The 14,422-nt window shown below is 66.0% G+C and carries 15 protein-coding genes and 2 tRNA genes; 6 read left to right on the top strand and 11 right to left on the bottom strand.

Annotation, left to right across the window (positions count from 1 at the left end; genetic code table 11):
- Positions 1 to 129: 129 nt before the first annotated feature.
- The 4 genes from VJ162_RS03045 to VJ162_RS03030 are packed head-to-tail and all read left to right on the top strand — an operon-like array spanning position 130 to position 5,403.
- Positions 130 to 2,067 carry a 3-hydroxyacyl-CoA dehydrogenase/enoyl-CoA hydratase family protein gene (locus VJ162_RS03045; RefSeq protein ID WP_324662292.1) on the top strand — a complete coding sequence of 646 codons (1,938 nt, stop codon included), beginning with the start codon at positions 130 to 132 and terminating at the stop codon, positions 2,065 to 2,067.
- The gene (locus VJ162_RS03040) at positions 2,067 to 3,260 is read left to right on the top strand and encodes a thiolase C-terminal domain-containing protein (protein ID WP_324662291.1); all 1,194 of its coding nucleotides are present in this window, start codon (positions 2,067 to 2,069) and stop codon (positions 3,258 to 3,260) included. Before VJ162_RS03045 ends, VJ162_RS03040 begins: the two co-directional genes overlap by 1 nt.
- Complete coding sequence (locus VJ162_RS03035; RefSeq protein WP_324662290.1) at positions 3,257 to 3,766, top strand: Zn-ribbon domain-containing OB-fold protein; 510 nt, start codon at positions 3,257 to 3,259, stop codon at positions 3,764 to 3,766. The genes VJ162_RS03040 and VJ162_RS03035 overlap by 4 nt, the downstream gene beginning before the upstream one ends.
- 2 nt (positions 3,767 to 3,768) lie before the next feature.
- On the top strand, positions 3,769 to 5,403 hold the full coding sequence (locus VJ162_RS03030) for a long-chain fatty acid--CoA ligase (RefSeq protein ID WP_407066832.1): 1,635 nt from the start codon (positions 3,769 to 3,771) through the stop codon (positions 5,401 to 5,403).
- Between the two features lie 10 nt (positions 5,404 to 5,413).
- Here the strand turns inward: VJ162_RS03030 and VJ162_RS03025 are convergent, their stop codons facing one another.
- The 9 genes from VJ162_RS03025 to VJ162_RS02985 form a co-directional block, all read right to left on the bottom strand.
- Complete coding sequence (locus VJ162_RS03025) at positions 5,414 to 5,941, bottom strand: winged helix-turn-helix domain-containing protein (protein WP_324662288.1); 528 nt, start codon at positions 5,939 to 5,941, stop codon at positions 5,414 to 5,416.
- A gap of 86 nt (positions 5,942 to 6,027) precedes the next feature.
- Positions 6,028 to 6,101, bottom strand: a tRNA-Thr gene (locus VJ162_RS03020).
- Between the two features lie 26 nt (positions 6,102 to 6,127).
- A complete protein-coding gene (locus tag VJ162_RS03015; RefSeq protein WP_324662287.1) occupies positions 6,128 to 6,595 on the bottom strand; it encodes a GNAT family N-acetyltransferase in 468 nt (155 codons plus the stop codon).
- 40 nt (positions 6,596 to 6,635) lie between these two features.
- Positions 6,636 to 7,205 carry a CBS domain-containing protein gene (locus tag VJ162_RS03010; protein ID WP_324662285.1) on the bottom strand — a complete coding sequence of 190 codons (570 nt, stop codon included), beginning with the start codon at positions 7,203 to 7,205 and terminating at the stop codon, positions 6,636 to 6,638.
- A 272-nt stretch (positions 7,206 to 7,477) separates the two neighbouring features.
- On the bottom strand, positions 7,478 to 8,239 hold the full coding sequence (locus tag VJ162_RS03005; protein ID WP_324662284.1) for a GTP cyclohydrolase III: 762 nt from the start codon (positions 8,237 to 8,239) through the stop codon (positions 7,478 to 7,480).
- Between the two features lie 136 nt (positions 8,240 to 8,375).
- Positions 8,376 to 8,675, bottom strand: a complete 300-nt coding sequence (locus VJ162_RS03000; protein WP_324662283.1) for a DUF5785 family protein — start codon at positions 8,673 to 8,675, stop codon at positions 8,376 to 8,378.
- A 45-nt stretch (positions 8,676 to 8,720) separates the two neighbouring features.
- Positions 8,721 to 10,121: a hypothetical protein gene (locus VJ162_RS02995; protein WP_324662281.1), complete on the bottom strand. Its 1,401-nt coding sequence runs from the start codon at positions 10,119 to 10,121 to the stop codon at positions 8,721 to 8,723.
- Positions 10,122 to 10,356: 235 nt separating this feature from the next.
- Positions 10,357 to 10,440 (bottom strand) — tRNA-Ser (locus VJ162_RS02990).
- A 40-nt stretch (positions 10,441 to 10,480) separates the two neighbouring features.
- Positions 10,481 to 11,212, bottom strand: a complete 732-nt coding sequence (locus VJ162_RS02985; RefSeq protein WP_324662280.1) for a hypothetical protein — start codon at positions 11,210 to 11,212, stop codon at positions 10,481 to 10,483.
- An 80-nt stretch (positions 11,213 to 11,292) separates the two neighbouring features.
- Here VJ162_RS02985 and VJ162_RS02980 point away from each other — a divergent pair, with 80 nt between their 5' ends.
- Complete coding sequence (locus tag VJ162_RS02980) at positions 11,293 to 11,718, top strand: CBS domain-containing protein (protein WP_324662278.1); 426 nt, start codon at positions 11,293 to 11,295, stop codon at positions 11,716 to 11,718.
- Between the two features lie 104 nt (positions 11,719 to 11,822).
- Positions 11,823 to 12,335 (top strand): hypothetical protein, encoded by a 513-nt coding sequence (locus tag VJ162_RS02975; RefSeq protein ID WP_324662277.1) that lies wholly within the window; start codon positions 11,823 to 11,825, stop codon positions 12,333 to 12,335.
- A 164-nt stretch (positions 12,336 to 12,499) separates the two neighbouring features.
- Here VJ162_RS02975 and VJ162_RS02970 read toward each other — a convergent pair whose 3' ends face one another.
- The gene (locus VJ162_RS02970) at positions 12,500 to 13,126 is read right to left on the bottom strand and encodes a uracil-DNA glycosylase (RefSeq protein WP_324662276.1); all 627 of its coding nucleotides are present in this window, start codon (positions 13,124 to 13,126) and stop codon (positions 12,500 to 12,502) included.
- Positions 13,127 to 13,209: 83 nt separating this feature from the next.
- Positions 13,210 to 14,409 (bottom strand): chorismate synthase, encoded by a 1,200-nt coding sequence (gene aroC / locus VJ162_RS02965; RefSeq protein WP_324662275.1) that lies wholly within the window; start codon positions 14,407 to 14,409, stop codon positions 13,210 to 13,212.
- Positions 14,410 to 14,422: the final 13 nt, after the last annotated feature.

Genomic DNA, 14,422 nt, shown 5'->3' with positions numbered 1-14,422 from the left:
TATCGGTGGCACTGTCCCAGTCGTGTCGGTGACACGAGCGCCAAGCACCTCCTGTAGTTAAGAAAATGGCCGATAAATTGAACATCGTAACCAATACTTTAAGTTAAAAGCTTACCTTGTGTTCTCACGATGGGAGCGAACGACATAGAAGATGTGACCGTACTCGGCGCGGGAAGCATGGGTCACGGTATCGCTGAACTCGCCGCCATTGCGAGCCACGACGTGGTACTGCGGGACATCAAAGCGGACCTCGTCGAGGACGGCCTCGAACAGATCGAGTGGAGCCTCGGCAAGCTCGAAGAGAAGGGCAAAATCGACGAGCCGGCCGACGATGTCCGCGCCCGCCTCTCCGGCGAGACGGACCTCGAAGCCGCCGTCGCCGACGCGGACCTCGTCATCGAGGCGATTCCCGAGAACCTCAGCCTGAAACGCGAGACGTTCGCGGAGGTCGACGACTACGCGCCCGACCACGCCATCCTGGCGTCGAACACCTCCGGTCTGAGCATCACCGATATCGGGGCCGCGACCGACCGCCCCGAACAGGTCGTCGGCGCGCACTTCTTCAACCCGCCGGTGAAGATGGACCTCGTGGAGGTCGTCCACGGCGAGCGGACCAGCGAGGCGACCCTCGAAGCCATCCACGCGTTCGTCGAGGACCTCGACAAGCGCGCCATCGACGTCAAACGCGACGTCCACGGCTTCATCGTGAACAACGTCATGTTGCCGTTTATCGAGGAGGCGGCGTGGATGCTCTCGGACGACGAGACCACGATTCAGCGAGCCGACGCGGCGATGGTCTACCAGCGGGGCTACCCGATGGGGCCCTTCGAACTTGCCGACTACACGGGCATCGACATCGCCTACCACTTCCGGGAGGACACAGAGCTTGACTCCCCGCCCGCCATCGCGGAGAAAGTCGACGCGGACCACCTCGGCAAAAAGACCGGGCAGGGCTTTTACCACTGGGAGGGCGAGGGCCCGAACTACGAGCCCGGCGACGGCGACGGGTTCGACTGGCTGCGCATCGAGGCGCGAATGGTCAACGAGGCCGCGAAGCTCGTCGGCGGCGGTGTCGCGACGCCGGACGATATCGACCTCGGGAGCCGCCTCGGCGCGCGTTTCCCCGAGGGCGCCTGCCGGCTCGGCGACCAGCTCGGCCTCGATACCGTCCTCGACAAGCTCCGCACGCTCCACGAGGAGACGGGCTCGGAGCGGTTCGCACCCGCGGAGTACCTCGTAGAGCTCGTCGAGGACGGCCACACGGGCGTCGACGCCGGCCGCGGCTTCCACGACTACGCCGGTGACGGCCCCTACCAGTACATCAACAAGGAGCTCACCGAGCGCGGCGTCCTCGAAATCGAGTTCGACCGACCGGAGCGGCTGAACGCGTTCTCCGAGACGATGTTCGGCGAGGTGAAGGAGGCTCTCGACAACGCCGACACCGACGAGGTGTCCTGCGTGGTGTTCTCGGGCGCCGGGGAGGCGTTCAGCTCCGGCGCGGACATCACGGGCTTCATGGCGTCCGAGCCGACGGAGCTGATGGACGTCGACGAGACGATACAGGCCATCGACGAGTTCGAGCGTCCGACGCTCGCACGCATCGACGGCTTCTGTCTGGGCGCTGGCTTCGAAATCGCGCTCGCCTGCGATCTCCGGCTCGCGACGGCGGACTCCTCGCTTGGCGCGCCCGAGATCAACCTCGGGCTCATCCCGGGCGGGGGCGGCACCCAGCGGCTCACACGCATCGTCGGCGAGGGACGCGCGAAAGAGCTCGTCTTCCGGGGCGAGCAGATCTCCGCCGAGCGCGCCGCCGACTGGGGGCTGCTCAACCGCGCCGTCCCCGAAGCGGAGTTCGACGGTGTCGTCGAGGAGTTCGTCGACGACCTCGCGGACGGCCCGAAGACGGCGCTGAAGGTCGCAAAGCGCGTCATCGACGACGGACAGGACGCCAGCCTGCAGGCCGGCCTCGACTCGGAGAGCCAGGCCTTTGGCCTGCTCACGACCACCGAGGACATGGTCGAGGGCGTGACGGCGTTCAGAGACGACCGCGAACCGGAGTTCGAGTGATGACCCGCAACGCTGCAGTCGTCGGCGGCGGACACGCGGACTGGGGCAAACGCGAGGCGACCTGGAAGGACCTCGCACAGGAGGCCGGGAAGGCCACCTTCGACGACGTGGACGGCCTCGGGCCGGACGACGTCGAGGGGCTGTTCGTCGGCGCGGTCCAGCCCGAGCGGTTCGCCTTCCAGAGCCACGTCGCGCCGCTTGCGGCCGAGCTCCTGGGCGTCCACGCCTCGAAGATGATCTCCCGGACGGAGCTGGCCTGTGCGAGCGGGCAGGCCGCGCTGCGGTACGCGTGGCTCGCCATCGCCGCCGGCCAGATAGACGTCGCGCTCGTGCTCGGCGTCGAGAAGATGAACCTCGGCGACGGCCACATGGAGGAGACCCAATCGAGTATGTCGAACGTGCTCGACCGCGAGTTCGACGGCGTCAACGGGCTGAACGCGCCGTCGTTCTTCTCGATGTTCGCCCAGCGTCACATGCACGAGTACGGCACCACCCGCGAACAGCTCGCGAAGGTGAGTGCAAAGAACAAGCGCCACGCCGCGAACAACCCGTACGCGCAGTTCCAGACCGAGGTCGACGTCGACGACGTGCTGGACTCGTACCCGATCGCCCCGCCGCTGTGTCTGCTTGACTGCAGCGGCATCACGGACGGCGCCGCCGGCCTCCTGCTCGTAAGCGAGGAGAAGGCCCGCGAGCTCACGGACACTGCGGCGTATGTCACGGGCAGCGGCCAGTCCTGCATGGCGAGCAACTCCATCAACAACCTGCCGTCGATGTCGGCGTGGCCCCAGGCGACGGAGGCCGCCGAGCAGGCCTACGAGCAGGCGGGCATCGATGACCCGGTCGAGGAACTCGACGTCGCGGAGATTCACGACTGCTTCTCCATCAGCGAAATCATCGAGTACGAGGACCTCGGCTGGGTGGAGAAAGGCGAGGGGGGCCAGTTCATCGAAGACGGACGCAGCGAACTCGACGGCGACATCGCCGTCAACCCCCGCGGCGGACTCCTTGGCTGTGGGCACCCGCTGGGTGCGACCGGCGTCTCACAGGCGCTTGAAGTGTACAAGCAGTTCACCGGCGAGGTCGAATCCGCCCGACAGGTGCCGGACAGCCCGGAGACCGGCCTCATCCACAATCTCAGCGGCAGCGGCAGCGTCCACAGCGTGATGACGCTCGCGAGGGACCCACAATGACCGACGACACCGACCACACCGACGACGAACCGCCCCGGACGACGGTCTCGGTGCCCGAGACCATCGAGATGCCGCGTCTGCTGGACTTCTATGAGATGCAGGACGCCGACCACACCCGGATACACGAGTTCTACGACCGCCTCCGCGACGGGTCGCTGTCGACGACAGCGTGTCGGGACTGCGGCGAGCGTCACTTCCCGCCCCGCGTCGTGTGTCCCGAGTGTACGAGCGACGACCTCGAATACGTCTCCCTGCCCCACGACGGCACGCTGTTTGCGTTCGCCGCCGTCAGGGGGAGCGGCCCGCTCGGGATGGACACGCCGTTTGTCACGGGCGTCGTCGACCTGGACGGCGTCGACATCCAGCTGTCGGCCCGCATCGACGGCGCCGACTACGACGACCTCGCCATCGGCGACCCCGTCACGCTGCAGGTCGTGGACATCGACGGTCCGACCGATCGGGACAGGGTGTTTTATCGATTCACACCGCGGGATGATACAGCATGACAATGGACTACGACCTCACGATAACGAAGTTCCTGGAACGCGCCCGCGACCTCTTCGACCACAAGGAGATCGTCACCGCGCTCCCGGACGGGAGCACGCACCGCTACACGTACGGCGACGCCTACGAGCGCATCAGCCAGCTCGCACACGCGCTGGACGACTACGGGATGGCGGACGGCGACCGGTCGGGCGTGATGGCGGTCAACCACTACCGCCACTTCGAGCTCTACTTCGGGCCGTCCTGCAGCGCGCGCAGCATCCACATGGTGAACCACCGACTGCCGGAACACCACCTCGTCGAGATCATCGAGGAGGCCCAGGACCGGCTGATGTTCGTCGACCCGCAGTTCGTCGACGTGCTCGAAGCCGTCGCGGACGACCTCGACACCGTCGAGCAGTACGTGATTCTCGGCGACCGAACCGACGTGCCGGACACGTCGCTGGAGCCGGTCACCGACTACGAGTCGTTCATCGAGGGGTACGACACCGACTACGACTGGCCCGCCATCGAGGAGGACACCGAGAGCGCGCTCTGTTACACGTCCGGCACCACCGGGCTGCCGAAGGGCGTCCAGTACACCCACCGGGGCCAGTTCCTGCACACGCTGATGCACAGCCACGTCGACGTGTTCGGCGTCAGCGAGACCGACACCGTGATGCCAGTGGTGCCGATGTTCCACGTCAACGGCTGGGGGCTCCCGTACACGACGACCTTTACGGGCGCGAAAATCGTGCTCCCGGGCCAGCGGACCGACCCGGACGAACTCATCCCGCTGATAACCGAGGAGGCAGTCACCGTCGCGGCCGCGGTACCCACCGTCTGGATGGAGGTCGACCGCCTCATCGAGGGCTCCGACGACCTCGGGCCGGACGTGCTGGACTCGCTACAGGACGTGCTCATCGGCGGGAGCTCCCCGCCGGCGTCGCTCATCCGGAAGTTCGACGAGGTCTACGACGCACCTATCGGTCAGGGCTACGGAATGACGGAGGCCTCGCCCCACCTCGCGAACACGCTGATGACGACGGAGATGCAGGAACTGCCCGAATCGGAACGGGACCGCCTTCGGATGAAAGCCGGCATCCCGGCGCCGGGCGTCCAGGTTCGGCTCCGTGACGAGACCGGCCAGCCGGTGCCCCACGACGGCGAGACGCCCGGCGAAGTGCAGGCGCGGGCCCCGTGGCTCGCCGGCGAGTACTACCAGCGCCCGGACGCGACGAAGGCCTCGTTCACGGGCGACGGGTGGTTCCGGAGCGGCGACGTCGCCACCATCGACGAGTACGGCAACATCGACGTGGTCGACCGCCTCGACGACGTCATCAAGAGCGGCGGCGAGTGGATCTCCAGCATCGAACTGGAGAACGCGATCGCCGGCCACGACGATATCGAGGAAGCCTCTGTCATCGGCGTCCCCCACGACAAGTGGCAGGAACGCCCGGTGGCGTACGTCGCGGCAGCGGACGACGTGACCGCCGAGGACCTCCGCGATCACTTGCTCGTGCAGTTCCCGAAGTGGTGGCTGCCGGACCGCTTCGAGTTCATCGACGAGGTGCCAAAGACGACCACTGGGAAGTACAACAAGCGACGGCTCGTCGAGCGCTTCGACGCGGAGTACGGGTCGCTGCCTGTCGAGGAGTAGCGCCGCGCGGCTAGAACTGGTAGTCGTCGTCGCCGTCGAGGTAATCGAAGAGCTCGGGGCTGGCGCCGAACTCGAGGACGTTCGTCATCACGCTCGTGCGGACGTTCAGCACCGTCTTGCCGTGGTTCTTGTAGAACTCGTGGAGCCAGCGCTCGCCGTGTTCGCGCGTGGGAAAGAGCATGATGGACTTCCACTGGTACTCGCCGTCCGACAGGAAGTACATGAGCGTGTGTTCGTCGTCGCGGATGTGCTCCATCGTCTCGCGCCATTCATCCGCGAAGTACTCCGGATTGAACTTGAACTCGAACAGTTCGAAGATGAAATACTCCTCGTTGGGCACGATGGCTTCCCGGAACACCCCTGCCTCACGCATGTTCCGAATGGACTCGTTGACCGTGACATACGAGACATCGATACCGTACTCGTCTTCGAGAATTTCGGCGAGGTCCCGGGAGGAGATGCTAGAGTTTTTGGCGAGCTCTCTGAGAATGTAGACGTCCCGTTCTTTGAATTCGTATGCCGGCGTGTCCTTTACCATACACACGCCTATCCGGGTAACAATGTTAAGATTCAGGAATTGGTTCCGGCGGTTGGACTGAATCTGTCGTACGAAACAGGGCTCAGAGCCAGGGGTGGGATTTGAACCCACGAACTCTCGATTACAAGTCGAGTGCTTGGACCACCCAAGCTCCCCTGGCGCGTTCGACCGTTGTGGGGCGATGTTTTAAGCGGTGTCGTTTTCGGTCGACTTCTCCAGCTCCAGCCGGTGGGGGGCGTACCCGTGGGCGGCGTAGAACTGTCGGGCCGCGTCGTTTTCGGCCATCGCCTCCAGTTGGATCACCGTGGCTCCCGCATCGGCCAGCCGCTCCTCTGCGGCCTCCAAGAGCGCGCTGCCGATGCCGTCCCGACGCGCCGCCGGCACGACGTAGATGTTCTCGACGAGCCCGGGTGTCACGTCCTGTTCGTAGCGACCGCGCTCGACGCTGAACATGACGAAGCCGACGACAGCGCCCTCCCGGCGGGCCACGAGGAGGTTGTCCGCGACGATTCGCTGGACGACCGTCTCGCGGATGACGGCGCGGTTCTCGGGCCCCAGAAGGTGTGAGCCGTAAGCCCGCTGGTCCCGAGCGAGTTCGACCCACATCTCGGTGAGGTGGTCGGTCAACTCCGTCGACGGGGTCGTGATGTCCACGGCGGGAATGCGTACCACGGTCGCAAAACGCTTGTGTCGGCTACACGTCCCGGCAGTCCGCACAGAGTAGCTGCCCGTTCAGCGACGCGAGCGAGCGAGTGAGCGTGCCACAGGCCGAGCAGATGCCCTGCTCCTCGAAGGAGTCCTCCGTGGCCGTGGTCCCTTCGGCGGTCGCCCGCTCGGGCGTCACCACCTGCGTCGCTTCGTCCCGCCGCTCGGTGGCCTCACTCGCCAGGCGAACCGACGAGAGGATGCCCTGGCCGGTCAGCGTCCCCAGCGGTTCCCCGTCTTCAACCACGACCACCCACTGTGTCGAGTGGGTCGCCATCCGGTCACGGGCTTCCGGCAACCGCGCCTCCGGGCCGATAGAGGGGTACGATTCGGTCATCACGTCCTCCACCGTCGCCGTCTCCGGGGTCCCTTCCGAGACGAGATACCCGAGGATGTCTGCCCGAGTGACGACTGCGACGGGATCGTTGCCTTCCAGCACCAGCGCCGCCGGCTCGCCCTCGCGAACCAGCAACTCCGCCGTCTCGACGAGCCCGTCTGACGCGCTCGCACCCACGTACTCGCGGTTCATCACCTCCTGGACGGAGACCGGGTCGTTCATACGTGAACGTATCGCACGATGCTGCCTAAAAGCTATCTCCGCCAAGGTTATGCTGCGTGGCACCAAACAGTACACCCTTCCGCTGTGGTCTGTCTTCCGCTGTCGTGTCTCTGGGTCGTTCGACTGCAGGGGGCGCTTCGCTCTCTGGCCGTTCCGGGACGAGACGGTCCGCTCCTTCGAGAGCTTCCCTTCAGTCAGACCTCGTTACTGCTCGCGGGTCACGCCGTTCCCCGCTGCGTGTTCGGCGGAGTCTCACTACGTGCGATTCCGCCCTACTCCTCGAACACCACTGTCGTTCCCTCGGCCCGGCACTCTTCGAGCGCGTGTTTCGCGTCCATGCCGGCGTCAGAGGGGTTCCGAGCGCGACCGACACCGACCTTGAGTTCGACGTCGACGGCCTCGCGGACGTGGTTGCAGGCGTCCCGGTAGGCCGCCTCGTCGAGGTCGGGACACACGGCGATGACGTTGTCCCCGCCAACGAAGAACGAGAGGGAATCGTGGGCCTCCCGCATGTACTTCATGAGCGTTGCGTACCCCTGTTCTATCTGGATGAACGTGTCGAACTCGTTGAGCTGGTCGGTGTATTTCTCCGTCGCGTCGTCGACATCGAAGTGAGCTAACTGGACGTCGGTCTCGGTCCGGAACTCCTCATCGATGGTCTGGCCGCGCAACACCTCGCGGCGGCCGTCGTCCTGTGCGCTACCGGCTTCCTGTAGCTGTTCGGTGGCCGTGCCGAGTGCCGACACCGGCGTCGTCCCCGTCGCGACCGAGAGGCTCATCGTCACGGGGTAGCGGTTCCCGACGGATTCCTGGATGAGCGCGTGGTCGGCCTCGTCGAGGCCGTTGCTCACGGCGATCATGTTGTCGAACCGCGAGAAGAAGATGTAGCCGTCCCGGTTGCCAAACAGCTGTGCGAGGTCGGCGTACAGACGGGACTGCAGCGTCTGGAGGTCGACTTCGCGACGCGGCTCGGGCGTCACTGTCCACGGGCCGTAGTTGTCGATCTGGATGTGCGTTACCTGCGTGTTCGTCACTACCGGCCTTTTGGCCCCGACCGGTATTGATGTATCGGAACCGGCACAGAGCCACACCGTTTCGCCGCGGGAGCGTACTGCACCGAGAACGCGCGCCATCCCACGGCGGCCCGGTCTCCGTCGGTGAACAGTCGTCTCAGGCGTGTTGCAGTCGGTAGGGCCACAGGTCCGCCTCGCGGAGCGCCTCTCCGAGCGCACGGTGGAACTCGGGGAAGTCCGCGAACTCGGACTCGTCGACGTGGTCGAAGATGTCCGCGACGCTGACGACCGTCTCGTAGTCGATTCGGACGGGGTGGTCGCCGTACGCCGAGACGTACTCCTCGGCCGAGAGCGGGAAGTCCTCCGCTTCGTCTATCTTCTTTGCGAGGATGGCGTGTCCGTACTTGCGCCGGCCCTCGCTTCCCTCTTCACCGTCGGGGTCGTGTGGCCACTCCATATCCGGTTCTCGGGACACCGGCACAAAAAGGGTTGCTCTCCGCGGCTACCAGGGGTCAAAGTCGTCCGGACGGCCGCCCTCGCCGCCTCCGCCCTCGTCGCCCCCGCGCAACAGGAGCAGGATGGCAACGAACGCGCCAAGCGCGATGGCAAGACCGCCGACGAGATACACCGTACTGATACCTAACACGGTCGAGGGGACGGCGTCGGGAAGCGCTCCGCCATCTGCCAGCGGGCCACTCGCCGTCGTAGCTGGCCCCTGCTCGGACGCGCCGGTCTGTCGCTGGTCACTGAGCTGCCCGGTGGGGATGAACACGGAGCCGACACTGGTCTCGTTGACGGCGAGCCGGTACTGTCCGGACTCGGTGACATCGTGGGAAAGCGAAATGTCCGCGGTCCCGTTTGCCGGAACCGTCACCGTCGTCGTGTTCACCGCCTCGCCGTTGACCCGCATCTCACCGCGGTACGTCCCCGCGATGGCCCCGTCGTTTCGCACCCGGATATCGACGGACAGCTGTGCGGCGGAGCCACGTACTGTCGACCCGTAGGACGTGTTCCCGATGGAGATGTCCGGGTTGATACGGCCCACTGCATAGGTCGTCCCGCGCGTCGCTGTCGCCTCGTAAACGGTCCGGTTGGCGCTGTTGGTCGCGACGCTTGTCGACAACGGCTCCCAGGCCCCGCCGTCGCGCTGGTACACCGTCACGTCGTCGCGCGCGAGCGTCGAATTTGCCAGCACGGCATCGCTAACTCCGATCTGCATGGTCGACTCCTCGAAGCCGTCCCCGCTCTCGAAGTCGATAGCGCCGAACAGGGTGGCCCGCTCCGGCGACGGTACCGTATCCGGCATCTCGGAGCGGTTCGTGTACTCGGTGAGGTACTGCTGGAAGGCCGACTGCCCGGTCGTCGTCGACCACCGCTGGAGCGCAAACGAGCGGTTCGACGGCTGGATGTCTAGGTCGGTCGAGTCAGCCGTCGAGACGCCGTTCGCCCTGATGTCGATGCGACGCTGCGTGTCGGTTTCCGATGCGACGCGGGCCCGCGAGGAGACCACCGTGACGACGCCAGCCCTCCTGTCGTTGACCTTGAGCGCGTAGGTCCCCGGCTTGTCGAACTGGATGGTCGCATTGGCCGTCCGCCGTTCGTCGGGCCCGACACCGCTGACCCGCTTCGACTCGAAGGTCGTCCACGTCGTTCCGTAGTTGGTGCCGTTTCGTTTGAACTCGATCGTGAACCCGCCGCCCGAGTCGCCGACGTTTACCACTTCGCCGGACACCGTGACGTTCTCGCCGACGGTGGCTGTCGTCGCCGACACGTCCGCTGCTCGCACGCCGAAGGCCGAGGTGGCTGCCGCCACAGACGCCATGGAGCCGACGAGGAGGACGACCAGACCGAAGGCGAGCACGCGATGCCCGCGCTCTGTTGGAGACCAATCTGGGAGCTGCATTTGTCTGATGTCTGCCGGACCAATTATATAAAACCTCCCGGTCACCGGAATAAGTCACCGACGTTGACACTCTCAGACGGTGCCCGCCGCTGGCGCGTTGCCCGCGACAAAAACACGGTGGGGCTGGGATTTGAACCACGCGAAGGTGGTCACTCGCTTCGCTCGTGCTCCACCTTCTCTACGTCAAAACCCAGGTGACGTATCTGCCGCTCGCGAATTGCTCGCCGCAAGAATACGGTGGGGCTGGGATTTGAACCCAGGAATCCGTGAGGATACCTGCTTTCAAGGCAGGCGCAATAGGCCGCTCTGCCACCCCACCGCAGACGATGATTGCGGGGGTCCGCCCTAAGGCCTGTCGGTTAGTCCCGGACCAGCTCGCCGTCGGCCGTCACGCGAAGGCCGAGTTCGTTGATGAGCGTCGTCGTCCGCGGTGGCACGACGCGCTCTGCCCGGTGGCGGGCACGAAGTAGCGGGACGACGGTCTTGAGGTCCGCCGGCGTCTCGACGACCGGTGTCGTCGGCATGAAATCCACCCCCAGGTCGCTGTCCATCGCCCGGTCGGTGAGCGTCTGGACGGTCGGGGTCGCGTACGCGTCATCGAAGTCGACGGGCTCGGCGAACCCCGCGTAGTAGACTCGCCCGTCCGTCGAGGGCCCGAGTACGACGCCCGAAGAGCGGAGTTTCATCGCGGCGCTGTCGATGAGCTGACGGGTCAACAGACCCGCGCTCGGTTCGACGGCGGCAACGGTGTTGACGCCCTCGCGCTCCAGCAGGTGCGTGACGGTGTTGCCGACGCGGGCCGCGTGGTTCGACCCGACCTGGACCTCGTAGCGGGCTTTGTCGGGTTCTTGCAGGGCCGCATCGAGTGGCTCGCGGACCGCGCGTTCGGGGTCGACGCCGTCGGGAGTCTGTTCCTCGGGCCGGTAGTTCACCAGCAATTCGGCACCGCTGGCCTCGACGGCGCGACAGATGTCGGCGAGCATCGCCGAGTACAACGCGGCCGCTTCCGACTCATCGAGCGGTCCAGCAGCTAGCTCCGGCAAGACGTTCCCCTCGACCGGCGGGTCCGCCAGTACAGCAACCGTGGTCATACGTCCTCCTCGGAGCGAGGACGGTTAGTCGGTTCCGGACTCGCCGGACGAACTATGCCACTCCGTCCCAATGTGCCGGTATGCAGGTCCGCGAACTCATGTCGACGGCGGTAGTCACCGTCGACGTCGACGCGACGCTGGCAGTCGCCGCCGACCGGCTACTGGACGCGGGCGTGGGGTCGGTCATCGTCGTCGAGGGCGGTGACCCGCTCGGCATCCTCACTGAGTCGGACGTACTGCGGGCCGCGAGGGACACGGGCCGCCCGCTCGCTGCCATCGACGTGCGCGAGGTGGCCCACCGGCTCGCCGTCACCACGACGCCGTCGACGGCGGTCGGGACGGTCGCCCGGCTGATGGCCGACGAGGGCGTCAAGAAAGTCCCCGTGCTCGACGGGGTCGATCTGGTCGGTATCGTGACCCTGACCGACATCGTCTGGGAACTCCCGTCGCTACGGGGAGAAGCGACGGCTATCGAGGCGGTCCGCGAAGAGTGGAGTCCGCGGTGACGGTCTTCCGGACGCGGCGGACGGGCCGTCCCTGAGACACGCTAGCAACACTTATTTATACATTGTCAACTCAGTGTATAGTAACCACAGGGGGCCGGGGATGCATGCAATCGACCGAAACATACCGATGTGACGGCTGTGGCACTACGTATCAGGTAGCGGGCGAAGGGGAACCGACGGTGCTCTGTTCAGAGTGCGACCAGGTGGCGTCGCCACACGGCGACGCGGCCGCCGGGCGGGAGTACCGCGTCGGTCACGTGAAATACATCGAGGGTCGCCGACGGACGACCGAAGCGTTGGGCCGCTTCGAGTCGGGCCAGACGACGCTGGCCCGGGGCGGGTTCGACGACGCGGCAAGCGAGTTCGAGGATAGCGTCGACCGCTTCACGGCGGCGGTGGCACGGGCCGACAGCGAGCCGGTCCGCGAGGACTGCGAGCGCGCGCGCAAGAAGGCGACCTGTCTCTGGCAGGCCGTCGAGTGGCTCGGCGGCGCCACCTACGCCAGCGAACAGGGGGACACGGACCGGGCGACGCGGTACCGCGAGGACGCCCAGCAGCGGCTGCGGGCCGCGAAAGCGTACGACGACCTCGTCGCGCCCGAGGCGCTGACTGACTGAGACGCTCGGTTCGCAACGACCTCGACGGACTGACCGCTGCCGTCGGTCGTCAACGACCCCGACGGACTGACCGCTGCCGTCGGTCGTCAACGACCCCGACGGACTGACCGCTGCCGTCGGTCGTCAACGACCCCGACAGCTTGCCTTCCGGATGCCGACGGTCGTCAACGACCCCGTCGACCCTTCGTCTGTCGGTAATCCTGTCCCAGCACGTCGCTGAAGTGATCGAGGAAGGCCGTCCGCTCCTCGTCGGTCTGTTCGGCCGGCGGAAGCATCGGGAGAATCTCGAAGCCCCGACCCCGGATGGTCGTCGCGTGGCGCTCCTCGATGTCCAGCTCGTCCTCGCTGAGCGTCGTATACTCGAAGGCAAGCTCTTCGAGGGGGCGCTGGCCCACCGGGAGCAGTAGCTCGGGGTTTATCATCCGTATCTCGCTGTTGAGATACGGCTCGCAGTTGATTACTTCCTCGTCGGTCGCCGGGCGCTCGGGGTGGCGACAGCGGGTGACGTAGGTCAGGAAGGTGTTCTTGAGTTCGGGCTCGGCCGCGTCGGGATCTTCGACCATGTCAACGGCGTCGAGGATATCCAGCAGCTCACGCTCTTGCTCGCCTGTGAAGGGGATCCCCGACTCGTCGGCGCCTGCGGCGGGCGAGTCGCCGAGGACGATGAACTCCGCGCCGACGTCGCCGTAGCCGTGGACGACGGTTTCCCGAGTCTCACAGAGTTCCGGGCAGTTCTGGCACTCCTCGTCCATGCCGAACGGGTTCGACATCGACTCTTGGTTGGCGTCCATATGCATACGCACGCTTGTAGTCTCTTACCGGTATCGCCCGCCGGGGACGGTCGATTACCGGGTAACTGCTACAACCGTCCGTATCAGTCCTCGTCGACGGTCTTTGCGTGCGTGTCGGCGTCCTCGGGGTCGTTCTGCGGGCTGGAGGGGTGGTAGTCGGTGTCGTACTCGCCCGCGCGGCCGTCGAGGCGGTCCGGGTTGATACGTCCGGCCAGCAGCATGAAGTCGAGGATGGTGCAGTAGAGCATCGCTTCGACGACCGGAACGGCGCGTGGCGGCAGGACGGGGTCGTGCCGGCCCGTCACCGTTATCTCCTTTTCCTCGCCGGTCTCCCAGTCGACGGTCTTCTGGGTCTTCGGGAAGGAGACGGGCGCGTGCCAGGTCACCTCGCCGTAGATTGGGTCGCCGGTCGTGATGCCGCCCTGGAGTCCGCCGTGGTCGTTGCCGACCGGAGTCGGCGTGCCGTCCTCGCCGAACTCCCAGTCTTCCGTGTACTCCGACCCGGTGGCGGTGCGGGCCTCGCGGCCGATGCCGAGTTCGAAGTCGGTGACGGCGGGGATGGAGTACATCGCCTGGCCGAGCCGCGACGGGATGGAGTCGAACCGCGGCGCGCCCAGCCCGCGCGGGACGCCCCGACACTCGAAGTAGATGGCACCACCGATGGAGTCGCCCTCCTTCTGGTACTTGTCGGCCAGTTCCCGCATCTCTTCGGCGGCCTCGGGGTCGCCACAGCGGACCTCGTTTTCCTCGCTGTGTTCGAGCATCTCCTCGAAGGTCACGTCGTCGGCGACCACGTCGCCGATCTGGCAGACGTGGGCCTTGATCGTGATGTCGTACTCCGACTGCTCTAGGACCTGCTTGGCGACGCCGCCGGCGGCGACCCAGTTGACGGTCTCGCGGGCCGAGGAGCGGCCGCCGCCGCCCCAGTTGCGCGTGCCGAACTTCGCCGAGTAGGTGAAATCGCCGTGGGAGGGGCGGGGCGCCGTGATGAACGGCTCGTACTTCCCCGAGCGGGCGTCCTTGTTCTGGATGACCATCCCGATGGGCGTGCCGGTGGTGTAGCCGTCCTGCACACCGGAGTTGAGTTTCACCTTGTCCGGTTCGCCCCGCGAAGTCGTTATCATCGACTGGCCGGGTTTGCGCCGGTCGAGGTCCTTCTGAATCTCCGCCTCCGAGAGCTCCACGCCCGCTGGGACGCCGGAGACCGTACAGCCCATCGCTTCCCCGTGGGACTCGCCGTAGGTCGTCAGCCGGAAGAGCCGGCCGAACTCGTTGCCGTTCATTAGGAACGTCTGA

Origin of the sequence: Haloarcula sediminis (assembly GCF_035656455.1) — an archaeon.
GTDB classification, from domain to species: Archaea; Halobacteriota; Halobacteria; order Halobacteriales; family Haloarculaceae; genus Haloarcula; species Haloarcula sediminis.
The sequence above is the reverse complement of the archived record's forward strand: the minus strand, read 5'-3'. Positions and strand labels throughout refer to the sequence as shown.